The organism is Acidovorax sp. FG27 (assembly GCF_040365715.1).
In the GTDB taxonomy this organism is placed as follows: Bacteria; Pseudomonadota; Gammaproteobacteria; order Burkholderiales; family Burkholderiaceae_C; genus Paracidovorax.
This window is the reverse complement of record NZ_BAABVY010000009.1, coordinates 1,276,177-1,300,376: the sequence shown is the minus strand read 5'-3', so window position 1 is coordinate 1,300,376 and position 24,200 is coordinate 1,276,177. Positions and strand designations below refer to the sequence as shown.

The following is a 24,200-nucleotide window of genomic DNA, read 5'->3' as shown; positions in this document are numbered from 1 at the left end:
GCGGCCGCCGCGGCTGCCGTTACCGCCGCCGTGTCCTCAATCCTCCCATGGCGCACATCGCAAGGCAGCCGGCCAGGCCGATCAAGGCCCAGGGGCCCAGCGAGGGGACAGGGGTCGGGGTGCCGGACCCTGGCACGATGCACGGCACGCCAGCGGTGGAATCCACCCAATTCGACGTGGTGCCGGTCAGGGCAAAATTCTGCAACGTTCCGGCTTGCGGGGCCGAGCCGCCGTCCGTCAGCGTGGTCACCCCGGCGTTGTTGCCGTTGGCCGTACCTTGGTCGAAAGCATAGGAGTTGGTGGCCCCGGCGGGATAGTCGTTGCACTGCGCCTGCCGGATCTGAAGGTCGGCCAGCGCGGAGGGGTAGATGGCCAGCCGGTCCAGACTGCCTGGGAAAAACTGCGCTCCATCCGAGCGCGCCCCGAGCGTCATGATGCCATCTGTGCCGGTCGAGCTGGAGCCGCCGCTGCTCGTGGCGGCCTGGATGCCGTTGATGAATATGCTCACCGACTGGCTGGACGATTTCCAGACCACGGCAACGTGTGACCACGCGCCCGCGGGAATCGAGCCGGACGTGACCACGGAGTAGGTCGTGCCGTTGACGACGACATAGGCATAGAGCGTGTTGCCAGTATTGACGGCAATGGAGAAGAAATTGCTGTTGTTCTGCTGGGCGAACAGCACCCGCCGAAAGTTGGCCGTGCCGCTGGGTCGAATCCAGGTCAGCACGGTGAAGTCGCTGCCGGCGAGGTTTTGAAACGGGGTTGGCAGGGACGCCATGACGACACGGTCGTCCACTCCGTCGAAAGACAGGGCGTTGTTGGCACCGGCGGGTTGGGCGTGGGCGCCCGTGCCCAGGCACAAGACCAAGGCCCACCACAGGGCCAGCCATCGAAGCTTCAAGATCGAGGTCATGAACACAATCCTTCTGTCGGCAACCGCCTAGCGAAGATGCGCGGCCACTGGGGGCATCGCATCGGGATGTCTGCCAGTCATTCTCGGAGAGCGGCGCGCCGGCGGTTTCGCGCAGGGCGAGAATAACTCTTTGACATTCGCTTTGGCTATCGAATCTTCGCGGCGATCAAGGCTCGTTGCAACACCGCCGTGCTGCCGGGTCTCGTGCGGGGACGCGTGCCGGCTGTAGGCGGCGCCTCCCCGGCGGGCTTTCAGCAGCGAAGCCGGTACTGTTCATCCCTTGCCGACTTGCGCTCGCGCCGGACCCAGTCGAGGTCGTAGTGCAGACTGCCCGCACGGCCCATGCTGTCCAGGCTTTTGACCCGATCGTCCAGCGACGCGCAAGCCTCGCGGCGGCCGGGCGCAGGCGCGGGCTGGGACATTGGCGCGGTGTCGTACGTGACGGGGGGCGGCGCCAGCAGCGCCGCGGTGGCATCGCGCTGCGAGCGTGCGATGCGGACCTGCTCATCCCAGCCAATGCCGCTGGGCACGGTTTCCGTCCGTTCGATCCACGCATCGTGCTGGTGACAGTGCTGCTGCGCCCAGAACTGCCCGCCGCCCTTGCTGCTGCAGAGATAGATCTTCTGCCTTCCCGGGGGCGATGCGCTGCCGTGGCTGGTCACGGGCGGCGCGGTGTCGATCACCCGGGCGCCCTTGCAAGGCTCTTGCGTGTAGGTATTGCCGCAGCGGTAGACCTGCGCGGTGGCTGACATCGCCGACCAGGCGAGGGCGCAGAGAAGTGCGGCATGCGGAATGGGGTGCATGCGCCCGATGGTATGGGCGCACGCTTGCACCGAGCTTGCGGCGCCAGGGGTTTTGCGAGGTCGCTGGCGCCAGCTGCCTTCAAACCTCCCTATCGAAGCAGCGCCCGCATCCACGCCACGATGTCCGCCGTCACCTCGTCCCGGTGCGTCTCGTTCACGATTTCGTGGCGGGCGCCGGGGTAGAGCTTAACGGCCACATCCGCCAGCCCGGCGTCGCGGTAGCGCTGGGCCAGCACGCGCAGCCGCTCGCCGCCGGCTGCGAGCGGGTCCGCGTCGCCCGAGGCGATGAGCACCGGCAGGTCGGCGCGGATGCGCGCGAGCTGCCGTGGGTCGGTCAGGCGGGGCGCCGGGGCGAGCAGTGCGGGGAAGACGTCGGCGGGCACCTCCCATCCGCACCAGGGGTCGGCCATGTAGGCGTCGACCTCCGCCGCGTCGCGCGACAGCCATTCGTAGCCCGTGCGGTGCGCGAAGCCGGCATTGAGCGCGGCGAGGCCCGCCGGCGCGTCCGGTGGCGGGTTGGCCAGATCGGCGGCGAAGAGGTCGAGTGCGGTCGAGCCCGACAGCACGACGCCGGACCAGACCGATGCGTGGTCGAGCATGGCGGCCTGGGCGGCGAAAGAGCCCATCGAATGCGCGAAGAGAAAGATCGGCAGGCCCGGATGCCGGGCGCCGAGCAGGGCGCCGAACTGGGCCACGTCGGCGATCAGCCCGCCGAAGCCGGCAGCGCCGAAGTCGCCCAGCCGCTCCCCGGCCGTGCGGCCATGGCCGCGGTGGTCCACGGCGTGGACGATGAAGCCGGCGGCGTTGAGCGCCTGGGCGAAGCGGCCGTAGCGCTCGCCGTGCTCGGCCAGGCCGTGGGCGATCTGCACCACGCCGGCCGGCGTGCCGGCGACGTCGGCCCAGGTGGAGGTGGCGACGCGGGTGCCGTCCGCGTCGGAGACGAAGAAGGAAGAGGTCGAAGGGCTCATCGTCCCATTCTCACACCAGGGCGCGGGTCGATGCCGACCCGGACCGGGCGTGCCGCCGCCGATCAATCCCGGGGCAGGGCGTCGCCGCCGTAGCGCCGCTGGTGCTGGCGGCAACCCCGCGCCATGGCGGCCGTGTGGCTGGGCACCACCCACCCGTCCGACTCGGCCATCCGCAGCATGGTCGCGCAGACCTGCTCGAAATGGCGCGCGGCGACGGTGGGCCGCGCGAAATGGTGGAGGTAGGAAGCGCGATAGGCCCTGGCCCGTGGCGAGCCGCTCGCCAGGGTGTCGAGGAAGGCCGCGTAGTCCTGCGCGATGGGGGCGCCGAACTGCCGGTCCGTCCATGTGCGGAAGGCCATCAGCAGCACGGCGATTGCGAGGACGGCCGCCAGCGGCACAAGCCAGCGCTTGCGTGGCCGGCGGGTCGGTGGGTAGTCAGGCGGGGAATGCACGGAGTCGAGGTCTGCAGTGAAAGGCGCCGCTGGGTGAAGAGCGCGGCGGAGTGCAGTCTAGAGGCTCGCGGTCGAACGGAAGGCGGTGAGGGCGCCGGCATTCCGACCGGCGATGCGCGGTGCCGGACAGCGGGGCATTCGCTCCGGCCCCATCCAAACTCTTGATGACCCCTTGCAAAGTCGATTTCGCCATCCATCTGGATGGTATGTGGATGTAAAAAGGATGGTCCAAATGAACAATACCGCTGCAGTCAGCCGCCCGGGCAGGGCCGGCGATTCCGAGAAGATCACCATCAACCTGGGCTATGTCGACCTGGGGCAGATCGACCTGCTGGTTGCCGAAAGCTTCTATGGCAACCGGACGGACTTCATCCGCACGGCGATCCGCAATCAGCTGGCGGTGCACGCCGACGCGCTCAGGCAGGTGGTGGCGCGCAAGATGCTGGTGTTGGGGCTGCAGCATTTCAGCGCCGCCGATCTGGAGGCGGCCCGCTCCGCCGGCCAGCGCTTGCAGATCCGCGTGCTGGGTCTCGCCACCATCGACCCGGAGGTGACGCCCGAGCTGGCGCTGGCCACGATCGAGTCCATCCACGTGCTGGGGTCGCTGCAGGCCAGCAGTGCCGTCAAGGCAGCGCTCGCCGCACGCATTCATTGAATTCAAGAAAGCCCGCCATGAACCACCAATTCTTCTCGCAGTGGATGGACGACGCCGCCCGGTCCACCCGCGCCGGCCGCCTGGCCGAGGCCACCGAGGTCATCCAGCGCGCCCTGCGCGACGCCGGGCTGGCTCCAGGAGCCGTGCAGCCACCGGCCGCGCAGCCTGCGGCGCAGGGGCCGGCTTCGGTGGCTGAACAGGGGTCGCCCTGGGTGCTCGACGGCCTGACCCGCGTCATCGACGACGACGAGCCGGCAGCGCCGGCCCGTTCCCCCGGGGTTGCCCCCGCGGGCACCGCTCGCGGCGCCACTGCCTCGAGCACGCCGGGTGGCGCGACTGGCGGGGTGGGCGGGACTGGCGAGCGCTGGCTGCGTGACAGCTTCACGCACCGCGGCCGCACGCTGGCCTACCGCCTCTACCTGCCGCCCGAACCCGCTGCCACGGCTGGCACGGCCGCCGCGTCGCCGCGGCCCCTGGTGGTGATGCTCCATGGCTGTACGCAGAACGCGGACGACTTCGCCGCCGGCACGCAGATGAACCGGCTGGCACGCGATCGCGGCGTGGCAGTGCTCTACCCCGAGCAGGCGCAGCGCGACAACGCACAGCAATGCTGGAACTGGTTCAAGCCGCAGCATCAGCAGCGCGGCCGGGGCGAGCCCGCCGCCATCGCGGCACTGGTGCAGTCAGTCTGCGCCGCGCATTCCATCGATCCGGCACGGATCTACGTGGCGGGCCTCTCGGCCGGCGGCGCCATGGCGGACATCATGGGCCAGTGCTATCCCGACGTGTTCGCCGCCGTCGGCGTGCATTCCGGGCTGCCGCAGGGCTGCGCGGCGGATGTGGCGTCGGCGCTGTCGGTCATGCGAAGCGGGCCGTCCCCGGTGCGTGGCCCCGGGCGTGCGGAAGGGCAGCGCGCCCCGGTCCCCACCATCGTGTTCCACGGCGATGCCGACACCACGGTGCATGTGAGCAATGGCGCGGCCATCGCCCAGGCAGGCAGCCAGGCGGCCGATGCCGCCCAGGGGCGCGCTGGGCGGCGGGGGGCGTCCGAGGCCACCCAGGGCAGATCCGGCCGGGGCGACCGGCACACCCGCACCCTCTATACCGATGCGGGTGGCGGGACCACGGTCGAGTACTGGAAGCTGCACGGCACGGGCCATGCCTGGTCGGGCGGCAGCGCGGCGGGCAGCTACACGCACCCGGGCGGCGTGGATGCGAGCGCGGAAATGCTGCGGTTCTTCCTTGAGCACCCGCGAGCCCGCTGACCTTCGCTCCGTGCGTTCCGGGGCGGCCTGCCGGCCCCATGCCGGGCGCGGCGCCATGCCAGGCGCAGCGCAAACTTCTCGCGCTCAGGCCACCTTCTTGAACATCTGGGAGGCCCCGCTGGCGCGCGCGACGTTGTTTGCGGCCAGCAGCAGCTGCGGACCCAGCGCTTCCATCCGCTCGGGGGTCAGGCGCACGAGGGGCCCGGCAATGGTGACCACACCGATGGCCGCGCGCTTGTCGCCAAAGACGGGCGCGGCCATGGCGGTCATGCCCGGGGCGAACATCTCGGTGATCATGCTGAAACCGCGGCGACGGGCCGCCGCCACGCAGGCCATGGCGGCCTTCAGGGTGGTCGGCGCCTTGGGACCATGGTCCTGGGGCGACGCGAGGCCCTTCCTGGCCAGCACGGCCAGGGCGTCGTCGTCCGTCATGGTGGAAAGCCACGCGTGCCCCGCCGCGCTGCATGACAGCGCGACCGACAAGCCCATGTCCGGGTCGTAGCGCAGGCCCTTGGTGGCGCCCTGCGACTTCGCGACGAAGATCAGGTCGTCCCCGTCGACCACGGCCAGGCGCACCAGCTCGCCGCTGGCGAGCGCCAGGTCGTCCAGCAGCGGCTGGGCGATGTCCACGATGCCGGAGCTGCTGAGGAAGGAAAGCCCCATCGACACCAGCTTGATGGTCAGCACGTACTGCCCGTCGCCCGGCGACTGCCGCACATACCCCAGCCGGATCAGCTCCGCCAGCAGGCGGTGCGTGGCGCTCAGCGGAATCTTCAGCTCGGTGGCGAGCGAGGACAGCGCGCAGCCCCCGGGGTGAGCCGACAGGCGCTCCAACACCTGAAATCCCCGCTCCAGCACTCCGCTCATAGGACTCTCCGTGGTCTGTTATGGCGGCAGTTTAACTGCGCGCCAATACATAAAAAGGAAGGGATTTCCATAGTGGAATTGATTTCCACTAGGAATAGCATTTGCCCATCCTGACGGAGGGATGGCCGCCTCGCCTGCTCCGCCCGGATGGCAGCCGCCGGCGCCCGCCGGGCAGATCCGACGGCAGCAGTGCAGATCCTTCGTCGCTTCGATTCGCTCCCATCCCGTCGCCGGCGGGACGACGTGTCCGTCATCACCCCATGCAAGGAGACCATCTTGAAATTCCAACGTTCAGCTGCAGGCGCCGCCGTCACGGCGACCTTGCTCGCGATGTCATTGAGTGGCTGTGGCGGAGGGGGTGGCGACGACGACCCGTCCGCAGTGGCAGAGGCTGGCGCCAGCTTCGACACCTACTACAACGTGTGCCGGGGCCTGGACCCCAAGTGCTACAACGAGTGGGGCGCCTTCGCCTCCACGCCCAACCGCGTGCTGATCTATTCGCGCACCGCGGGTCCCCGGCATGCCAACCTGGGCACCGCCATGGGCCCAGGCCTGAATCCGGTGATGAATGCCGACAACATAATGCAGGCGGGGCTCAGGCGCATGATGGAAGAGGCGGGCATCGCCGCGGACTGGACGGAGGACGTGGCCGTCCTCGCGAGCCGCATCAACAACTACAAGACGGTGATCTTCGCCAGCTCGAACCGCGACACGCTCTGGAACGAGGCGGTCACCTCCGGCAATGACGCCGCCCGCACGGCACTGCGCAACTACATGCGCCGCGGGGGTGGATTCGTCGGCCTGCACAACGCATTCGGCGCCGAGTACAACTGGCCCTACTACGAGGGCTTGCTGGGCAACGCCAACTTCTACAACCACGGCCCCAACCGCGCCGGGACGGTGGAACTCATGGAGCCGGACCCCTCGACCGAAGGCGTGCAGGCCCGGTTCGACTTCCAGGACGAGTGGTACAACCTCACGCCGTTCCCGACGCGGGTGAAGTTTCTGGCCAAGGTCGATACCTCAACGCTCAATCCGCTGACGGCAGCGCCCCATCCGGGGCACAAGGACTTCCACCCCGTCGCCTGGTGCCAGTTCTACGACGGCGGACGCGCCTGGCTCACCACGCTGGGCCACAACACGCATTCCTTCCAGGCGAACTCCACCGGTCCCGGCGCTGCCGCCTTCCAGAAGATGGTGGTGCAGGGCGTGAAGTCGACCATGGGCCTGCTGCCCTTCTGCACGTCGGCGCCCGCCGCCGCCCCAGCCACCCCTGGCACGTCCGGCACGTCCGGCACGCCCACTGCGGCCAACTGAGCCCGCTCGACCTCCAGAGGAAACACACAATGACAACCCATTACCGGGCACTGGGCGCCCTCTCGGCCACGGTGCTGGCCATTCCGGCGCTGCTCTACGGGTGCGGCGGCAGCGGCGGTGGCGGTGGCGCTCCCGCCAGCGACGTCGCTGCCCTGCTCAAGGACTGCTGCACACCCGGGGACAAGGACTTCCCGAAGGTCGGCGGCAACCTCGGGAACCAGAACTACTCGTCGCTCACAAGGGTGGACAAGCGTAGCGTGAACCAGCTCGGCGGCGCCTGGCTGAACCGCATCGAGGGCGGCGCGACCACCGGCACCAACCAGAGCACCACGGTCGCCGTCGACGGCGTGATCTACATCGAATCGGCCGCCGGCAACGTGATCGCGGTGGATGGCAAGACGGGTGCCACGCGCTGGAAGTGGACCACGCCCTACGGCGTGATCACCCGGCGCGGCGTGGCCGTGGCGAAGGACCTGGGGCTGGTCTACACCGTGGCCAACGGCAACCGGCTGGTGGCGCTCAAGCAGGCCACGGGCGAGGTGGCGTGGATCAAGCAGTACCCCTCCGCGACGACCGACCCCGATTACCTCGGCGCGGTGCAGAAGGTGGCCATCGTCTACCACAGCGGCCGCCTGCACATCGGCACCAACGACGGCAACCGGGGCGCGGCCTTCTCCGCCGATGCCAGCAACGGCAATGTGCTGAACGTCTTCTGGGGCATTCCGCGCGCGGGCGAGAAAGGCCATGACACCTGGGGCGGTGCCGCCGAGGCGGACCGCACGGGCGCCACGCCCTGGATCCACCCCGCGGTCGATCCGGAGCTGAACATGGTGTACTGGACGTTCGGCAACGTGCGAGGAGGCTCGTCGCAAGACGGCTCCAAGCGGCCGGGTCTGAACCTGTTCGCCAATTCCATCGTCGCGCTCGACCTCACCACCGGTGCGTACAAGTGGCACTTCCAGTCCGTGCACCACGACATCTGGGACATGGACAACGTGATGTCCCCGGTGCTGGCCGACGTGCCGATCAACGGCCAGATGCGCAAGGTCGTCATCTACGGCAGCAAGACCGGCATGTACTACATCCTCGACCGCAAGGACGGCACCGCCCCGCTCGGCATCGACGAAGTGCCGGTCAAGCAGGACGCACGGCAGGCGACCTGGCCGACCCAGCCCATTCCGCGCCAGGGCGCCTGGACGGAGACCTGCATTTCCGACCAGACCCTGGGCACCGCGGTGCCAGGCGACCCGAACCGCGCGGTACCCAACTACGCGCGCGGCTGCCTCTACGACCCGCACTGGGACGTGCCCATCCTGTCGATGCCCGGCCACGGCGGCGGCGCCAACTGGAACCACCAGTCGTTCAGCCCCCAGACGGGGCTGGTCTACACGGGGATGGGATTCGTCGGCGCGGCGCATTCGCTGACCGAGGCCAGCAATGGGCTGCGGCCGCCGGGCTCGTACATGACGGGCGGCGTCGTCGCGGTGGACCCGAGCACCAACCTCGTGCGCTGGAAGAAGCTCATGCCGTACTCCCTCGCCCACGGCAACGGCATCCTCTCCACCGCGGGCGGCCTGCTCTTCATCGGCCAGCCGGACGGCAACCTGCTGGGCCTGGATGCGGACAGCGGCAACGAGCTGTGGCGCTTCCAGACCGGCGCGGCCATCAGCGCCAGCCCGATCGCCTATGAAGTGGATGGCGAGCAGTACGTCGCGGTGTATGCCGGCGGCACCTCCATTCCGTACAGCGACGCGCCTCGCGGCGACTTCCTCTGGGCCTTCAAGGTGGGCGGCACGGTGCCGCAGGCAGCGGTGCCCACGCCACCGCAGGTGCGGCGGCCGGTATCGGGCACGGCGGTGGAAGGGGCCGCGCTGCCCCAGCGCAACACGGTGGTCCTGGCCCGGGTCCAGACGAGTGCCAACGCGCCGGGCACGGCCGAGTCCACGGCCGTCAACGCCATGACACCCACCTGGATGCGGGTGCCGGTGAACACGACCGTCACCTTCCTGAACCCGGCCGACAACCGCAACGAGCATTGCGCCACGCAGTTCTTCGAAGGCTTGTTCAACTTCCGGCTGGCACCGGGGCAGTCCGCGCAATACACCTTCAACCAGCCCGGCGAGTACTTTTACAACGACTGCTTCAGTCCCCGGCCCACCGGGAAGATCGTCGTGTACTGAAGCGAAGCGGAGCGGGGCAGGCACCGGCCCCGCTCCGGGGTTGGGCGTGGCCCTGATTGCCAGTGCCGATCCGACGGCCGTGTCGCACGGCACGGCCGTCGGTCTTCAACGCGCACGATGGCAAGCCGGGGAAGGGATTTCCATAGTGGAAACAATTTCCACAAAAAATAGAATGACTGCAGTTCCACTCACAACCAGGAGACTTCCATGAAGCTGTTTCGCCGCGTGCTGGCCTGTGCCATGTGTGCCGCCTTCGTCGCGCCCGTATTCGCCCAGAGCGAGCGGGTCATCCGATTCGGCCATCTGAACAATACCGACCACCCGGTCAGCCTGGGAGTGAAGCGGTTCGCCGAATCGCTTGCTGCCAAGAGCGGCGGCAAGATGAAGGTGCAGGAATTTCCCGCCAATCAACTGGGCACGGAGCAGCAGCAGCAATCGGCGCTGCAGGGCGGCGTGCAGCAGATGTATTCGCCGGCCACCACGTCGCTGGCGGGCATCGTCAAGGAATTCGGCCTGCTGGACTTTCCGTTCGCCGTGAGCAACTTCGAGCAGGCCGACGCCCTGCTGGACGGGCCGCTCGGCAAGGCGCTCATCGAGCAGCTGCCCAAACGCGGCCTGGTGGCGCTGGGCTATTGGGACCTCGGCTTTCGCAACGTCACCAACAGCAAGCACGCCATCCAGCAGCCCGAGGACCTGCGCGGTCTCAAGATCCGCGTGATCCCCAACCCTGTGTTCCTCGAGACGTTCCGCGCGTTCGGGGCCAACCCGGTGCCCATGCCCTTCGCCGAGCTGTACGGCGCGCTGGAGGCCAAGGCGGTCGACGGCCAGGAAAACCCTTTCGCCGTGATCCTGTCCAACAAGTTCTACGAAGTGCAGAAGTTCGTCAGCGCCACCAACCACGTATACGCGGCCAACATCATTTTGGTCAGCAAGAAGTTCTGGGACCAGCTCACGCCCGCTGAGCAGAAGTGGATGCAGGAAGCCGCCGATGAATCGCGCGGCTACCAGCGCCAGGCGAGCCGCGCGGCCGCCAGGAAGGCGGTGGAAGAGCTGCAGGCCAAGGGCGCTCAATTCAACGACGTGAGCGCCAAGGAGCAGGCGCGCATGCGCGAGGTGGCCCGGCCCGTGGTCGAGAAATTCTCCACCCAGTACGACCCCGCGATCGTCAAGCTCTACAACCAAGAGCTCGGCCGCATCCTGAAGCCCTGATCCGCGACGCCGTTGCCATGTCCATGAAAATCCTAGTCCTTCACGGCCCGAACCTGAACCTGTTCGGCCGGCGCGAGCCGCACATCTACGGCACCACCACCCTGGCCGAAATCAATACCCGGATCGAAGCGCTCGCCCGCGAGCTGGAGATCGAGGTGGCCATCCTGCAGTCGAACCACGAGGGCGTGCTGATCGACTTCCTGCACCAGCACATCGACAGCGCGCAAGGCGCACTGGTGAATCCGGCGGGCCTCACGCAGCATGGGGTGCCCCTGCACGATGCGATCAAGGCCATGCCTTTCCCGGTGGTCGAGGTGCACATGTCCAACATCGCCGCGCGCGAGGCCTGGCGGGTGCACTCCATCATCTCGCCGGCGGTGAGGGGCACGGTCCAGGGCCTGGGCCCGCACTCGTACCTGGCGGCTTTGCGCGCGCTGCGCGACATCGTGCAGGGCGCGGCAGCCTGATCGAGGGCGTCCCGGGGGCGGGCCCCGCCAGCGCCTGCGCGACGCGGTCCGCGCCGACCCTCCGCCCGGGCATTTCACACTGAAGGTTTTTCCATGCGTGTCTGGATCGACGGAATCTGCAAGGCCATCGAGGCCCTGCTGGCGGCATGCCTTGCCGTCATGGTGGTACTGGTGTTCGGCAACGTGGTGCTGCGCTACGGATTCAATTCCGGCATCACCGTGTCGGAGGAGGTGTCGAGATGGCTGTTCATCTGGATCACCTTCCTCGGTGCCGTGGTCGCGCTCAAGGAGAATTCGCACCTGGGCGTGGACATGGTGGTGTCGAAGCTGCCCCCCGCGGGCAGGAAGTTCTGCCTGGTGGCCAGCCACGGCGTGATGCTCTACATCCTGTGGCTGCTGGCCGACGGCAGCCTGTCGCAGATCGAGATCAACCGGGAGGTCACCGCGCCGGTCACCGGGGCGTCGATGGCCATCATCTATCTCGCGTCCCTGGTGTTCGCCGTCGGGGCCGCCGTACTGCTGCTGGGCAACCTGCTGAGGGTGGTGACCGGCCGCCTGTCGGATGACGAACTGATCACCATCCAGGAATCGGAAGAGGCGGCCGTGCTGGCGCAGGTGCTGCCGCCCGCGTCTGCGGCTGGCCGCGAAGCAGGCTCCCAGGGAGGTGCGCGATGACCATCGCCGTCTTCCTGGGCTCGTTGCTGCTGGCCATGGCCATCGGCATGCCCATCGCATTCGCCCTGCTGGCCAGCGGGGTCGCGCTGATGTGGCAGCTCGACCTCTTCGATGCGCAGATCCTCGCGCAGAACCTGGTGGGCGGCGCCGACAGTTTCCCGCTGCTGGCCGTGCCTTTCTTCATGCTGGCCGGCGAGATCATGAACGTGGGAGGCCTGTCCCGACGCATCGTGAACCTGGCACTCGCGCTGGTCGGCCACGTCCGCGGGGGGTTGGGCTACGTCACGATCATGGCCGGTTGCCTGCTGTCCGCGCTGTCGGGCTCGGCGGTGGCCGACGCCGCCGCCCTGTCGGCCCTGCTGCTACCCATGATGGTGGCGGCCGGCCACGACAAGCGCCGCTCGGGCGGGCTGATCGCCGCCACCGGCGTGATCGGTCCCGTCATTCCACCCAGCATCGGGCTGGTCATCTTCGGCGTGGCGGCCAACGTGTCGATCTCCAAGCTGTTTCTCGCGGCCATCGTGCCCGGGCTGCTGATCGGGGGCGCGCTCTGGGTCACCTGGGCCTGGCTGGTGCGCCACGAAAGGCTTCAGCCGCCGGCGCGCAAGTCGGCAGCCGAGATCTGGAAGGCCGCCCGCGACGCCGGCTGGGCGCTGCTGCTGCCGGTGATCATCCTGGTGGGGCTGCGCATGGGTGTCTTCACGCCCACCGAAGCCGCCGTGGTGGCGGCGGTCTATGCCTTCTTCGTGGCCACCGTGATCTACCGGGAGCTGTCGTTCAAGGCGCTCTATGCCGTGTTCGTCACCGCCGCCAAGACCAGCGCCGTGGTGATGCTGCTGATCGCCGCCGCCATGGTCAGTGCCTGGCTCATCACCGTGGCCGACCTGCCGGCGAAGGTCGTCGGCATGCTGCAGCCGTTCCTGGGCAACAAGATCCTGCTGATGATGGCGATCATGTTCCTGGTCATGGCCGTGGGCACCGCCATGGACATGACGCCGACCATCCTCATCCTGACGCCGGTGCTCATGCCGGTGGTGAACGCGGCCGGGATCGACCCCGTCTATTTCGGCGTGATGTTCATCATCAACAACTCCATCGGGCTCATCACCCCGCCCGTGGGCGTGGTGCTGAACGTCGTCGCCGGGGTCGGCAGGATGCGCATGGACGATGTGACGCGGGGCGTGCTGCCGTTCATGGCCGCCGAGTTCGGTGTCATGTTCCTGATGGTCCTCTTCCCCGCCCTGGTGACGGTGCCGGCGCGCTGGTTCGCCGGGTGACGGCTGGTGCGCCGTGGGGCACGTGCAGACGATTGGCTGACACCAGCTTCCAACTTGTCCGACAGGCGCTGGGGCAGGGCGTGGTTACCTTGGGACCTTCAGCTCCAGGAGAGAATGCCATGCCCGCCACCAAGCCCCTGTCCGGACCGGACGCCCCGCTCAGTGAAAAGCCCCACGCCGCCCAGACCAAGCACCGCGCGCCCAGCATCGGGGTGATCGGCACGGCGGTGGCGGTGGCGGCCATCGTCGTCGCGGCGGTGGCCTTCATGTGGCGCGACAAGATCTACGACCCGGCCAGCAGCTACGGCACCGAGTCGCCGCACGTCGCGGTGCCCGCGCAGTCCGAGCCGCCGCAGCGCTGAGCCGTGGCCGGCCCCGCCAAGGCGCTGCCCCCTGCGGGCCCTGCCGCACCACGGGGCTCCCGGCCGGTCGGTGGCGAACGCACCTCGCCCCACCGCCAACCCGCTCGCCCGTTCCATCGCCGCTGCATCCCCCACGCATGAATTGCGCCCGCGACCCCTCCAACCCTGCTGCGGGCGGCTTCATCCGGGTGCGCGGCGCGCGCGAACACAACCTGCGCAACGTCGATGTCGAGATTCCCCGCAATGCCGTCGTGGTGTTCACTGGCGTCTCCGGTTCCGGCAAGTCGTCGCTGGCGTTCGGCACCCTCTACGCCGAGGCGCAGCGGCGCTACTTCGAGTCGGTCGCTCCCTACGCCCGCAGGCTGATCGACCAGGTCGGCGTGCCGCAGGTCGACGCCATCGACGGACTGCCGCCCGCCGTCGCGCTGCAGCAAAACCGCGGCACGCCCACGGCGCGCTCTTCGGTGGGCAGCGTCACGACGATCTCCAGCCTGGTGCGCATGCTGTATTCGCGCGCCGGGCACTATCCCGCGCACCAGCCCATGCTGTATGCGGAAGACTTCTCGCCCAACACGCCCCAGGGCGCCTGCCCGCACTGCCACGGGCTGGGCCGCATCTACGAAGTGACCGAAGCCTCGATGGTGCCCGACGACTCGCTGACCATTCGGCAGAAGGCCGTCGCCGCCTGGCCCAGCGCCTGGCAGGGTCAGAACCTGCGCGACATCCTCACCACGCTGGGGCACGACATCGACGTGCCCTGGCGAGACCTGCCGAAGAAGACCCGCGACTGGATCCTTTTCACCGACGAGCAGCCCACCGTGCCGGTGTATGCCGGCTTCACGCTGCAGGAGGCGCGCCGTGCGCGGCGGGCGAAGCAGCAGCCCAGCTACATGGGCACCTTCACCGGCGCGCGCCGCTACGTCATGCACACCTTCGCCACCAGCCAGAGCGCGATGATGAAGCGCAAGGTCTCGCGCTTCATGGTGGGCACGCCGTGCCCCGTGTGCCACGGCAAGCGGCTCAAGCCCGAGGCGCTGTCCGTCACCTTCCAGGGCCTGGACATCGGCGACTTCACGCACCTGCCGCTGGCGGCCCTGGCGAGCGTGCTGCAGCCGGTGGCCGAAGGGAAGGCGGGCGGCGGCGCCCCACCCGGCGGCGACGAGCCGCTGCCCCGCGCCGCGCGCGACCGCGCCACCGCCGCCCGAGTGGCGGCCGGTGGCTCGGCCCACGCCGCCGCGCCCGACGTGCGGCGCACGCCCTCGCATTCGGCCGAAAAGCAGATCGCGGCCCAGCGCATCGCCGCCGAATTGCTGGGCCGCATCCGTGCACTGACCGACCTGGGCCTGGGCTATCTGTCGCTCGACCGCGCCACGCCCACGCTCTCGCCGGGTGAGCTGCAACGGCTGCGGCTCGCCACCCAGCTCGCATCCCAGCTCTTCGGCGTGGTCTACGTGTTGGACGAGCCCTCCGCCGGGCTGCACCCCGCCGACACCGAAGCCCTGCTGACGGCGCTGCAGCGGCTGAAGGCGGCGGGCAATTCCATCTTCGTGGTGGAGCACGACGTGGCCACCATGCAGCGCGCCGACTGGCTGGTGGACGTGGGGCCCGAGGCGGGCGAGCGCGGCGGCCGGGTGCTCTACAGCGGCCCACCGCAGGGCCTGGCCGACGTGGCTGCGTCGCAGACGCGCCGCTACCTTTTCGAAGGTGCCGCCGACCGGCCGCGCCGCGCGCCGCGCCTGCCGCAAGACTGGCTGACGCTGGAGGACGTGCACCGCCACAACCTGCGCGGGGTGGACGCCGCCTTCCCGCTCGGCTGCCTCACGGCGGTGACCGGGGTCTCCGGCTCCGGCAAGTCGAGCCTGGTCAGCCATGCCCTGCTGGAACTCGTGGCGGAGCGCCTGGGCGACGACGCATCGCCCGCCGGCGACGAAACGCTGGCGGGCGGCCCGCCGGATGCCGCCGCGGGCGACGACGACCCGGGCGCCGGCGGCGCCGACGACACTGCGGTCCCCACGCGCGGGCGGCTGGGCGGCGCCGCCGATCGGGTGGGGCGGCTGGTGCAGGTCGACCAGAAGCCCATCGGCCGAACGCCACGGTCGAACCTCGCCACCTACACCGGGCTGTTCGACGCCGTGCGCAAGCTGTTCGCCGCCACGCCGGCAGCGCGCAGGAAGCGTTACGACGCCGGGCGGTTCTCCTTCAACGTCGCCAAGGGCCGCTGCCCGACTTGCGAAGGCGAAGGCTTCGTGAGCGTGGAGCTGCTGTTCCTGCCCAGCGTGTACGCGCCGTGCCCTACATGCCACGGCGCACGCTACAACCCCGACACGCTGGCCATCACCTGGCACGGGCTCACCATCGCCGACGTGCTGCACCTCACCGTCGACGCCGCCTGCGAGGCCTTCGCGGGCGAGCCCTCCGTGCTGCGGCCGCTGCAGGTGCTGCAAGGCATCGGCCTCGGCTACCTGCGGCTGGGCCAGCCGGCCACCGAACTGTCGGGCGGAGAGGCCCAGCGCATCAAGCTCGCCACCGAGCTGCAGCGCACCCAGCGCGGCCACACGCTCTACGTGCTGGATGAGCCCACCACCGGGCTGCATCCGGCCGACGTGGACCGGCTGCTGGCGCAGCTGGACGCGCTGGTGCAGGCCGGCAACACCGTCGTCGTGGTGGAGCACGACATGCACTTCGCCGCCTCGAGCGACTGGGTCATCGACATGGGACCGGGCGCGGGCGAGGAGGGCGGTCGTATCGTCGTGGCCGGCACGCCGCAAGAGGTGGCACGGCATGCGGCCTCGCGCACCGCCCCCTACCTGGCTTGCGCCTTGCGGCCCGCTCCGGCGGGCGGTGCGTCCGCGACGCCGGCCGAGCGGCCCCAGGCGGCATAGGACGAATTGCGCACCAGCTTGCGGTTCTCGTCCGGCGCTCCGTCCGTCCACCAGACCGGGCCACGCTCGCCCAGCGCTTCTTTGGTGCGCTGCACCGCGCCCCGTGCGGCGGCCCGGTCTTCCTCGGTGCCGTGCCCGCGCAATGCCCGCCGGGCGGCCATGAGCTGGCGTACCAGCGTGCCGCGCTCGCCTTCCGCCAGGGAAGGGTCGGCCATGCGCCACAACCGGCCGCGCACCACGAAGTAGCGGCCGTCCGGAGTCACGGGATGGGGCTGCGCGGCGCCCTTCGCCTCCGTATCCGACCCATCCGTGCCCCGCCGCGTCACTTGTCCATCCTGCCCAGCCGGATCGGGCCGCCCGGCGCGGTGGCATCGACCGGCACACCCTGCCGGGTCACGCGCAGGCGGCCGGCCCTCGCGAGCTCCTGCGCCACCTCGCGGATGTGCGGCATCCATTCACGCCAGGGGTCGCCGGGCCCGGCGAAAGAACGGGCGACCTCGGAGGGGCAGATGGTCGCGCCTGGCTGCCGCTCGTCCAGCAGCGAGAAGATGCGCGCCTTCACTGCGGCCTGCGGGGGCGTGGAAAGTGCGGCGGTCATTGGCGCGAAAGTGGAGGATGGTCAGGACCTGGATTTGGACTTGGACTTGGACGACTTCGCCGCCACGTGCATGTTGTCCACCAGGTTCGGATACGGCCGGCCCGCCTTCTTCGCGCGGCGTCTGGCGGTCGCCTTCTGCGCCGGTGTCAGGCGCTTGCTGCGCTGGGCGGATTTCGGGTTGCGCTTGTTCCAGGGGCTGGCGCGGCTGGTCTTCTTCTTTTTCTTGCGGTGCGAGGTGCTCATGCGGTCGGCTCCCGAGGGGTGTTGAACGTGACGCCCATCAGACCCTGACCTCCGTGGCGCTGGGGTGGGCAGCAGGCGGCGTGTGCTGTGGGACGGGATACCATCCGCCCATGGCCCAGGGCAAATCTTCTTCCGCCGCAGACGGCAACCGCACCTCGCATGCCGGCAACAAGGCCGGCCTGCCCAGCAAGCTCTGCGCCGCCTGCGGCCTGCCCATGGCCTGGCGCCGCAGCTGGGCCCGGAACTGGGAAGAGGTCAAGTACTGCTCCGACCGCTGCCGGCGCCACAAGGGCTGAAGCCCGGTCAGAATCGCGCCATGGCTCAAGGCAAACGTGTATCGGTAGACATTTCCGGCGAGGCCCTCGCCGCCATCCGCGCTCTGGGCGCCGCAGCCCGGCAGGCGCGCCTGGCCGCGGGCGAGGGGCAGTCGGCCGCTGCCGCCCGGCTGGGCGTGCATGTGCAGACCATCGGCCGCGTCGAGGCGGGCGAGCCCGGCGTGGCGATCGGCCATGTGCTGGGGCTGCTGGCGCTGTACGGCGTCGAGGTGACGTGCCGCCCGAACGCTGGCGGATCGCCCGCCGCCGCCAACGCCGCTTCCTGAGAACGTGTTGACGATCTCCCAGGGGTCGCGCAGCGGTGTGGGCGGGTGGGCTGCAAGGCGCGGTGCGCAGTGAATAGCACGGCTATCCACAAGCGCCGCAACGCCGCAGACCGCCCGCCCACACCGCTGCCCTTCGGGTTGGAGCGAAATCGGGCCATGGCAACGAGTTTTGACGCCCCGGCTGCTTGCATGGGCACGAGCCCATGCGGCGCATCCGAAGCATCCACTCATCCCGATTGCGCTCCAACGCGATCCCCTGCGAGATCGTCAACACGTTCTGAAGGTTCGCTTCGCGGTCCGTGCTGCCGCACGCAGCGCCGTGGCGCTGACCGGCACCGTCCCGCCCCCGGGTTTCTGCGGGTACCCATTTAGTTGACAACTAAACTATTGAGAACCAAACTGACCGCTTCTGAACTCGGGAAGGCGGCAGGCCATGAAGATCGTGTGCATCGGCGGGGGCCCCTCGGGGCTGTATTTCGCGCTGCTCATGAAGCTGCAGGACCCGGTCCACGACATCCGCGTCGTCGAGCGCAACCGCCCCTACGACACCTTCGGCTGGGGCGTGGTGTTCTCCGACCAGACGCTCGGCAACCTGCAGGCGGCCGATCCGGTCACGGCCGCGCAGATCCTCGATGCCTTCAACCATTGGGACGACATCGACGTGCACATCCACGGACAGACGGTGCGCTCGGGCGGCCACGGCTTTTGCGGCATCGGGCGCAAGCGCCTGCTCAACATCCTGCAGGCCCGCTGCGAGGCGCTGGGTGTGCAGCTGGTGTTCGAGACCGACGTGCAAAGCGACGAGGACTACGCCGACGCCGACCTGGTCATCGCCGCCGACGGCCTCAACAGCCGCATCCGCACGAAGTACGCCGCCACCTACCAGCCCGACATCGACCTGCGCCTGTGCCGCTTCGTCTGGCTGGGCACGCACCAATTGTTCGACGCCTTCACCTTCGCCTTCGAGAAGACCGAGCACGGCTGGTTCCAGGCGCATGCCTACCGCTTCGACGACGACACCTCCACCTTCATCGTCGAGGCGCCCGAGAAGGTCTGGCGCGCCGCCGGGCTGGACACGATGGACAAGGAAGAGGCGATCGCCTTCTGCGAGCGGCTCTTCGCCCGCCACCTGGGCGGGCATGCGTTGATCTCCAACGCCAGCCACCTGCGCGGCTCGGCTCAGTGGATCCGCTTTCCGCGCGTGATCTGCCAGCGCTGGGTGCACCACAACGGCCATGCGCCGGTGGTGCTGATGGGCGATGCGGCCCATACCGCGCACTTCTCCATCGGCTCGGGCACCAAGCTGGCGCTGGAAGACGCGATCGAGCTGGCCCGCTGCATCGGTCGCCAGCCGGGCGACCTGGCCGCCGCGCTCGCCGAGTACGAGGCGGTGCGCGGCGTAGAAGTGCTGCGCATCCAGAACGCGGCACGCAACTCCACGGAGTGGTTCGAGAACGTGGACCGCTACGCCAGCCTGCCGCCCGAGCAGTTCGCCTATTCGCTGCTCACGCGCAGCCAGCGCATCAGCCACGAGAACCTGCGGCTGCGCGATGCCGGCTACGTGGAGCGCTACGAGGACTGGATCGCCCAGCAGGCGGGCCTGCCGCAGCGCCGGCCCGACCGGCGCGCCGTGCCGCCCATGTTCACGCCGTTCACGCTGCGCGGCGTCACGCTGAAGAACCGGGTCGTGGTCTCGCCCATGGCCCAGTATTCGTGCACCAACGGCCTGCCCGCCGACTACCACCTGATGCACCTGGGCGCCCGCGCCCTGGGCGGGGCCGGCCTGGTCTTCGCCGAGATGACCTGCCCCTCGCCCGACGCCCGCATCACCCCTGGCTGCCCGGGCCTCTGGAATGAAGCGCAGCGCGATGGCTGGAAGCGCATCGTCGATTTCGCGCATGCCCACGGCAGCGCGAAGATGGCCCTCCAACTCGGCCATGCCGGCGCCAAGGGCGCCACGCGGCCGGCGTGGGACGGCATCGACCAGCCGCTGCCCGAAGGCGAGCGCTGGCCGCTGGTCTCCGCCTCCCCGCAGCAGTATCTGGAGGGCGTGAGCGACACCTCGCGCGCCATGACGCGGGCGGACATGGACCGGGTGCGCGGCGAATTCGTGCAGTCCACCCGCTGGGCCGACGAGGCCGGCTTCGACTGGCTCGAACTGCACTGCGCGCACGGCTACCTGCTCAGCAGCTTCATCTCGCCGCTCACCAACCAGCGCACCGACGACTACGGCGGCTCGCTGGAGAACCGGCTGCGCTACCCGCTGGAGGTGTTCGCCGCCATGCGCGCTGCGTGGCCGCAGGACAAGCCGATGTCGGTGCGGATCTCGGCCCACGACTGGGTGGAGGGCGGCATCACGCCGGACGACGCCATCGAGATCGCCCGCGCCTTCAAGGCCGCGGGCGCCGACATGATCGACTGCTCCGCCGGCCAGGTGAGCAAGCGGGAGAAGCCGGTCTACGGCCGCATGTTCCAGACGCCCTTCGCCGACCGCGTGCGCAACGAAGCCGGCATTCCGACGATGGCGGTGGGCGCGATCTCCGAGGCCGACCACGTCAACGGCATCATCGCCGCCGGCCGGGCCGACCTCTGCGCCGTCGCCCGCCCGCACCTGGCCAACCCGGCCTGGACGCTGAACGAGGCGGCCCGCATCGGCTACTTCGGGGTGGAGTGGCCCCGGCAGTACCAGGCCGGCAAGGTGCAGCTGGAACGCAACCTGGAGCGCGAACGCTCCATGGCCGCGCAGGCCGCCGCGCTGTCGCCCCTGCAGCGCGCCCGACAGGCGGAGGCGAACTGATGGCGTCCCTGCAAGGCCGCCATGCGGTCATCACCGGCGCAGGGCGCGGCATCGGCGCGGCCATCGCCCGGCGGCTGGCGGGCGAAGGCGCCGTGCTCACACTGCTGGGCCGCAACCTGGGCACGCTGCAGGCGCTGGCGGCCGAGCTGCCGGGCGCCGCCCGGGCAATGCCGGTGGCCTGCGACATCACCTCGGACGCCAGCGTGGCGCAGGCCTTCGCCGCCGCCCGCGCTGCGGCCGGGCCGGTCGCCATCCTGGTCAACAACGCGGGCCAGGCCGAGAGCACGCCGTTCCACCGCATGGATGCCGCGCACTGGCAGCGCATGCTGGACGTGAACCTGACGGGCACCTTCCGCTGCACCCAGGCAGCCCTGCCCGACCTGCTGGCCGCCGCCGCGTCAAGCCCGGCCGGCAGCCGGGGCCGCATCGTCAACATCGCCAGCACCGCCGGCCTGCGCGGCTATGCCTATGTGGCCGCCTATGCCGCGGCCAAGCACGGCGTGATCGGCCTGACGCGGTCCCTGGCGCTGGAGCTGGCGGCCAAGGGCATCACCGTGAACGCGGTGTGCCCGGGCTACACCGACACTGACATCGTGCGCGAAAGCGTGGAGCGCGTCGCCGCCAAGACCGGCCGCAGCGCCGAGCAGGCGCAGGCCGAGTTCGTGCGCGGCAACCCGCAGGGGCGGCTGGTGTCGCCGGCCGAAGTGGCCGACACGGTGGCCTGGCTCTGCGGCGACGGTGCGGCGGCGGTGACCGGCCAGTCGATCTCCGTCTCGGGCGGCGAGGTGATGTGAGATGGCGCGCAGCCTTGTTCCTGTTCCTGCCCCCGGCCCATCGCCCGCGCCCATGCTGGCCGACGACTGCATCGGCCACGAGGCCCGCGCGGTGGCCGGCGACCACATCGACCTGAAGATCTGGCTGCGGCTGCTGGCCTGCAGCACGCAGATCGAGCAGCAGATCAGCCAGCGGCTGCGGGCGCGCTTTGGCACCACGCTGGCGCGCTTCGACTACCTGGCCCAGCTGCAGCGCCACCCCGAAGGCCTGCGCATGAACGCGCTGTCGCGCTACCTGATGGTGACGGGCGGCAACATCACCGGCCTCACCGACCAGCTGGCCAAGGAGGGGATGGTCACGCGGGTGGACGACCCGGATGACCGCCGCTCCTGGCGCGTGGCGCTCACCCCCAAGGGCCGCGCCGACTTTGCCGCCATGGCCGCCGAGCACGAAGCCTGGCTCACCGCCATGTTCGCGGGGCTGGGCGGCACCGACAAGGAACAGCTCTACGACCAGCTGGGCCGGCTGCGGGTGCGGCTCGCGCAGCACGGCGCCGGGCAGCCGGCGCCGCCCTCCGAGCCTGGCGCGGCGGCCGATTCCGGCGCGCCACACACCGCCCCATCCCGATCCGCCTCATCCCGATCCGCACCTTCCCGCACGAAGAAGACCGCACCATGACCGACCGCATCGACCCCGCCCTCATCGCCGGCAACCGCACCACGCTGGCGGGCCATGTCGCCACGCACTTCCTCTGGCAGGTGGAAGGCGGCGTGGGCACCATCACGCTGAACCGGCCCGAGCGCAAGAACCCGCTCACCTTCGATTCGTATGCCGAGCTGCGCGACCTGTTCCACCGCCTGCGCCAGGCCACCGACGTGCACGCCGTGGTGCTGCAGGGCGCGGGCGGCAACTTCTGCTCGGGCGGCGACGTGCATGAAATCATCGGCCCGCTGGTGCAGCTGAAGGCGCCCGAGCTGCTGATGTTCACCCGCATGACCGGCGCTCTGGTGTCCGAGATGCGCCACTGCCCGCAGCCCATCGTCGCGGCCATCGACGGCGTGTGCGCCGGGGCCGGCGCAATCATGGCCATGGCGTCGGACCTGCGCCTGGGCACGGCGCGCAGCAAGACGGCCTTCCTCTTCAACCGCGTGGGCCTGGCCGGCTGCGACATGGGCGCCTGCGCCATCCTGCCGCGCATCGTCGGCCAGGGGCGGGCGTCGGAGCTGCTCTACACCGGCCGTTCGCTGCCGGGCGACGAGGCCGAGCGCTGGGGCTTCTTCAACCGGCTGTGCGAGCCCGACGCGCTGCTGGCCGAGGCGCACCAGCTGGCGCAGGACATCGTGGCCGGCCCCACCTTCGCCAACGGCATCACCAAGACCATGCTGCACCAGGAATGGGCCATGACGGTGGACCAGGCCATCGAGGCCGAAGCCCAGGCCCAGGCCCTCTGCATGCTGACCGGCGACTTCGAGCGCGCCTACCGCGCCTTCGTGGACAAGCGCCGGCCGGTGTTCGAGGGCCACTGAGCCTGCCCTGCTTGCAGATGCTATAAAAAGAATAGCTACTGGCGCTTATGGAACAAGCGCTGGAGCCTGATTTGATGCAGAAATTCGCCGTCCACACGCCGCCCGGCAAGGAAACCTCATGAGCGACACCCGCTATCTCGACTGGCCGTTTTTCGATGAGCGCCACCGCGACCTGGCCCGCAGCCTGGACGCCTGGGCGACGCGGCACGTCACCGACGCCCGCGGCCGCGACGTGGACGACGCCTGCCGCGCCCTGGTGCGCAGCCTGGGCGCGGCCGGCTGGCTGCGACACGCGGTGGCCGCCGAGGCGGGCGACGCCATCGACACCCGCGCCATCTGCCTGATCCGCGAGACGCTGGCGCGCCATGCCGGGTTGGCCGACTTCGCCTTCGCCATGCAGGGGCTGGGCTCGGGCGCGATCTCGCTGGCCGGCAGCGACGGGCAGCGCGCCCGCTACCTGGGCCGCGTGGCGGGGGGCGAGGCCATCGCCGCATTCGCGCTGTCCGAGCCCGAAGCGGGCTCCGACGTGGCGGCCCTGGCCTGCACGGCGCATCAGCAAGCGGAGGGCGGCGACTACCTGCTGGACGGCGAGAAGACCTGGATCTCGAACGGCGGCATCGCCGACTTCTACGTGGTCTTCGCCCGCAGCGGCGAAGCCCCTGGAGCCCGAGGGATCAGCGCCTTCATCGTCGACGCCGGCACGCCCGGCTTCGAGATCGCCGAGCGCATCGAGGTGATCGCCCCGCACCCGCTGGCGCGCCTGCGCTTCACGCAGTGCCGCATTCCTGCCGCGCAGCGCATCGGCGCGGCGGGCGAGGGCTTCAAGATCGCTATGCGCACGCTGGACGTGTTCCGCACCTCGGTGGCGGCCGCCGCGCTGGGCTTCGCACGCCGGGCGCTGGATGAAGCCCTGGCCCGCGCCACGCGGCGCCGCATGTTCGGTGGCGTGCTGGCCGACTTCCAGCTCACGCAGTCCAAGCTGGCGCAGATGGCCACCATGATCGACAGCGCCGCGCTGCTCACCTACCGCGCCGCCTGGATGCGCGACCAGGGCCACAACGTGACCCGCGAGGCGGCGATGGCCAAGCTCACCGCCACCGAGAACGCGCAGCAGGTGATCGACATGGCGGTGCAGATCTGGGGCGGCCTGGGCGTGGTGAGCGAGCAGCCGGTGGAGCGCCTCTACCGCGAGATCCGCTCGCTGCGCATCTACGAAGGCGCCACCGAGGTGCAGCAGCTCATCATCGCGCGCGACCTGCTGCGGGCGTGGAGCGCGCCGGCCGATGCGGCCGCGGCCGGCTGACGCCGCTGGCTGACCGCACAACGGATTCGGATCTTCGAAACGCGTCGCACCACAGGGGGTTTC

25 protein-coding genes are annotated in these 24,200 nt (G+C 69.8%); 17 read left to right on the top strand and 8 right to left on the bottom strand.

All coding sequences use genetic code 11. The annotated features are described in order from the left end of the window. Window positions 1–19: 19 nt before the first annotated feature. The 4 genes from ABWV53_RS12870 to ABWV53_RS12855 form a co-directional block, all read right to left on the bottom strand. On the bottom strand, window positions 20–916 hold the full coding sequence (locus ABWV53_RS12870) for a LamG domain-containing protein (protein WP_353366443.1): 897 nt from the start codon (window positions 914–916) through the stop codon (window positions 20–22). Between the two features lie 251 nt (window positions 917–1,167). Further along, window positions 1,168–1,719, bottom strand: a complete 552-nt coding sequence (locus tag ABWV53_RS12865; RefSeq protein ID WP_353366441.1) for a hypothetical protein — start codon at window positions 1,717–1,719, stop codon at window positions 1,168–1,170. Between the two features lie 89 nt (window positions 1,720–1,808). Further along, window positions 1,809–2,687, bottom strand: a complete 879-nt coding sequence (locus ABWV53_RS12860; RefSeq protein ID WP_353366439.1) for an alpha/beta fold hydrolase — start codon at window positions 2,685–2,687, stop codon at window positions 1,809–1,811. 62 nt (window positions 2,688–2,749) lie between these two features. Beyond that, complete coding sequence (locus ABWV53_RS12855) at window positions 2,750–3,139, bottom strand: hypothetical protein (protein ID WP_353366437.1); 390 nt, start codon at window positions 3,137–3,139, stop codon at window positions 2,750–2,752. Between the two features lie 232 nt (window positions 3,140–3,371). Between ABWV53_RS12855 and ABWV53_RS12850 the strand changes: the two genes are divergently transcribed. Both ABWV53_RS12850 and ABWV53_RS12845 read left to right on the top strand, forming a co-directional pair. Continuing rightward, window positions 3,372–3,794: a ribbon-helix-helix domain-containing protein gene (locus ABWV53_RS12850; RefSeq protein WP_353366435.1), complete on the top strand. Its 423-nt coding sequence runs from the start codon at window positions 3,372–3,374 to the stop codon at window positions 3,792–3,794. Between the two features lie 17 nt (window positions 3,795–3,811). Continuing rightward, the gene (locus tag ABWV53_RS12845) at window positions 3,812–5,059 is read left to right on the top strand and encodes an extracellular catalytic domain type 1 short-chain-length polyhydroxyalkanoate depolymerase (protein WP_353366433.1); all 1,248 of its coding nucleotides are present in this window, start codon (window positions 3,812–3,814) and stop codon (window positions 5,057–5,059) included. Window positions 5,060–5,143: 84 nt separating this feature from the next. On the opposite strand, the gene ABWV53_RS12840 is transcribed toward ABWV53_RS12845, so the two are convergent. Continuing rightward, complete coding sequence (locus tag ABWV53_RS12840; protein ID WP_353366431.1) at window positions 5,144–5,926, bottom strand: IclR family transcriptional regulator; 783 nt, start codon at window positions 5,924–5,926, stop codon at window positions 5,144–5,146. Between the two features lie 276 nt (window positions 5,927–6,202). Between ABWV53_RS12840 and ABWV53_RS12835 the strand changes: the two genes are divergently transcribed. The 8 genes from ABWV53_RS12835 (at window position 6,203) to ABWV53_RS12800 (ending at window position 16,295) form a co-directional block, all read left to right on the top strand. Then, window positions 6,203–7,243, top strand: a complete 1,041-nt coding sequence (locus ABWV53_RS12835) for a ThuA domain-containing protein (RefSeq protein WP_353366429.1) — start codon at window positions 6,203–6,205, stop codon at window positions 7,241–7,243. 29 nt (window positions 7,244–7,272) lie between these two features. Next, a complete protein-coding gene (locus ABWV53_RS12830; RefSeq protein WP_353366427.1) occupies window positions 7,273–9,423 on the top strand; it encodes an outer membrane protein assembly factor BamB family protein in 2,151 nt (716 codons plus the stop codon). A gap of 207 nt (window positions 9,424–9,630) precedes the next feature. Next, window positions 9,631–10,632 (top strand): TRAP transporter substrate-binding protein, encoded by a 1,002-nt coding sequence (locus ABWV53_RS12825; protein WP_502903878.1) that lies wholly within the window; start codon window positions 9,631–9,633, stop codon window positions 10,630–10,632. Window positions 10,633–10,655: 23 nt separating this feature from the next. Further along, window positions 10,656–11,099, top strand: a complete 444-nt coding sequence (locus ABWV53_RS12820; protein ID WP_353366425.1) for a type II 3-dehydroquinate dehydratase — start codon at window positions 10,656–10,658, stop codon at window positions 11,097–11,099. Window positions 11,100–11,192: 93 nt separating this feature from the next. Further along, on the top strand, window positions 11,193–11,774 hold the full coding sequence (locus tag ABWV53_RS12815) for a TRAP transporter small permease (protein ID WP_353366423.1): 582 nt from the start codon (window positions 11,193–11,195) through the stop codon (window positions 11,772–11,774). Further along, window positions 11,771–13,051 (top strand): TRAP transporter large permease, encoded by a 1,281-nt coding sequence (locus ABWV53_RS12810; RefSeq protein WP_353366421.1) that lies wholly within the window; start codon window positions 11,771–11,773, stop codon window positions 13,049–13,051. Before ABWV53_RS12815 ends, ABWV53_RS12810 begins: the two co-directional genes overlap by 4 nt. A 119-nt stretch (window positions 13,052–13,170) precedes the next feature. Continuing rightward, window positions 13,171–13,413 (top strand): hypothetical protein, encoded by a 243-nt coding sequence (locus ABWV53_RS12805; RefSeq protein WP_353366419.1) that lies wholly within the window; start codon window positions 13,171–13,173, stop codon window positions 13,411–13,413. 137 nt (window positions 13,414–13,550) lie between these two features. Next, entirely contained in the window at window positions 13,551–16,295 is a 2,745-nt protein-coding gene (locus tag ABWV53_RS12800) for an excinuclease ABC subunit UvrA (RefSeq protein ID WP_353366417.1), read from the top strand. Here ABWV53_RS12800 and ABWV53_RS12795 read toward each other — a convergent pair. Genes ABWV53_RS12795 through ABWV53_RS12785 form a run of 3 tightly spaced genes read right to left on the bottom strand, consistent with a single transcriptional unit; the run spans window position 16,217 to window position 17,136 of the window. After that, window positions 16,217–16,558: a hypothetical protein gene (locus tag ABWV53_RS12795; RefSeq protein ID WP_353366415.1), complete on the bottom strand. Its 342-nt coding sequence runs from the start codon at window positions 16,556–16,558 to the stop codon at window positions 16,217–16,219. The genes ABWV53_RS12800 and ABWV53_RS12795 overlap by 79 nt on opposite strands. 59 nt (window positions 16,559–16,617) lie before the next feature. Then, the gene (locus ABWV53_RS12790; protein ID WP_353366413.1) at window positions 16,618–16,893 is read right to left on the bottom strand and encodes a DUF3253 domain-containing protein; all 276 of its coding nucleotides are present in this window, start codon (window positions 16,891–16,893) and stop codon (window positions 16,618–16,620) included. Window positions 16,894–16,914: 21 nt separating this feature from the next. Further along, on the bottom strand, window positions 16,915–17,136 hold the full coding sequence (locus ABWV53_RS12785; RefSeq protein ID WP_353366411.1) for a hypothetical protein: 222 nt from the start codon (window positions 17,134–17,136) through the stop codon (window positions 16,915–16,917). 110 nt (window positions 17,137–17,246) lie between these two features. Between ABWV53_RS12785 and ABWV53_RS12780 the strand changes: the two genes are divergently transcribed. The 7 genes from ABWV53_RS12780 to ABWV53_RS12750 all read left to right on the top strand — a co-directional run bounded on the left by ABWV53_RS12780 (window position 17,247) and on the right by ABWV53_RS12750 (window position 24,137). Beyond that, window positions 17,247–17,432 (top strand): DUF2256 domain-containing protein, encoded by a 186-nt coding sequence (locus ABWV53_RS12780; protein ID WP_353366409.1) that lies wholly within the window; start codon window positions 17,247–17,249, stop codon window positions 17,430–17,432. Window positions 17,433–17,452: 20 nt separating this feature from the next. Then, the gene (locus ABWV53_RS12775; RefSeq protein WP_353366407.1) at window positions 17,453–17,737 is read left to right on the top strand and encodes a helix-turn-helix domain-containing protein; all 285 of its coding nucleotides are present in this window, start codon (window positions 17,453–17,455) and stop codon (window positions 17,735–17,737) included. A gap of 433 nt (window positions 17,738–18,170) precedes the next feature. Then, the gene (locus ABWV53_RS12770; protein ID WP_353366405.1) at window positions 18,171–20,534 is read left to right on the top strand and encodes a bifunctional salicylyl-CoA 5-hydroxylase/oxidoreductase; all 2,364 of its coding nucleotides are present in this window, start codon (window positions 18,171–18,173) and stop codon (window positions 20,532–20,534) included. Then, a complete protein-coding gene (locus tag ABWV53_RS12765; RefSeq protein ID WP_353366403.1) occupies window positions 20,534–21,328 on the top strand; it encodes an SDR family NAD(P)-dependent oxidoreductase in 795 nt (264 codons plus the stop codon). Before ABWV53_RS12770 ends, ABWV53_RS12765 begins: the two co-directional genes overlap by 1 nt. A 52-nt stretch (window positions 21,329–21,380) precedes the next feature. Further along, a complete protein-coding gene (locus ABWV53_RS12760; RefSeq protein WP_353366401.1) occupies window positions 21,381–21,986 on the top strand; it encodes a MarR family winged helix-turn-helix transcriptional regulator in 606 nt (201 codons plus the stop codon). Next, the gene (locus ABWV53_RS12755; protein WP_353366399.1) at window positions 21,983–22,834 is read left to right on the top strand and encodes an enoyl-CoA hydratase family protein; all 852 of its coding nucleotides are present in this window, start codon (window positions 21,983–21,985) and stop codon (window positions 22,832–22,834) included. Before ABWV53_RS12760 ends, ABWV53_RS12755 begins: the two co-directional genes overlap by 4 nt. Before the next feature lie 118 nt (window positions 22,835–22,952). Continuing rightward, window positions 22,953–24,137 (top strand): acyl-CoA dehydrogenase family protein, encoded by a 1,185-nt coding sequence (locus tag ABWV53_RS12750; RefSeq protein ID WP_353366397.1) that lies wholly within the window; start codon window positions 22,953–22,955, stop codon window positions 24,135–24,137. Window positions 24,138–24,200 lie beyond the last annotated feature (63 nt).